The following is a 612-nucleotide window of genomic DNA, read 5'->3' on the forward strand; positions in this document are numbered from 1 at the left end:
CAATTGGGGTCTTGGATAATCCGTCGGCAGATTCAATACCGGCAGCTCGCCTTCAAATTGCTTCATCCAGTACTTCTCCTGCTCTTTAACAGCTCCATCCCGAACTATTTGGTTCTGCCATACCGCATAATCCTTATATTGGATGCTTAAATCATTCAGTCTCTCGCCGTTGTATACCTTCGTGAATTCATCCACCAGAATGCCGATTGATGTACCGTCGGATATAATATGGTGCATATCTATAATTAAGAATGCGACTTGATCCTCTGCTTGGACCAACCCTGCACGCAGGAGCGGCGCCTGCTGCAAATCGAACGGAACGATAAACTGCTCCAATGCCTGCTCTAATTCCGATTCCTCTGGAAGCACTATCCGCTTGATTTCGAATTGGATAGCGTCATGTACCTTTTGCACAGGTTCCCCCTCGATGAATGCAAAAGAGGTTCGGAAAGCATCATGCCTTTGCATAAGTGTTCGAAGGGCTCCTTCTAGCCGGTCGTAATCCAACCTCCCTTCCAGCTTCAAGACAAATGGCATATTGTACGATGTGCTTTGTCCTTCCAATTGATCAATGATCAGCAGACGTTTCTGGGCGGAAGACACAGGGTAATG

General features: G+C 46.9%; 1 protein-coding gene. It reads right to left on the reverse strand.

Annotation, left to right across the window (positions count from 1 at the left end; genetic code table 11):
- Positions 1-603: condensation domain-containing protein (locus IEY53_RS34835; RefSeq protein WP_229696545.1), on the reverse strand; the 603-nt coding region annotated here is incomplete at its 3' end.
- Between the last annotated feature and the right edge of the window lie 9 nt (positions 604-612).

The sequence above is a fragment of the Paenibacillus albidus genome, from assembly GCF_014644435.1.
In the GTDB taxonomy this organism is placed as follows: domain Bacteria; phylum Bacillota; class Bacilli; order Paenibacillales; family Paenibacillaceae; genus Paenibacillus_AQ; species Paenibacillus_AQ albidus.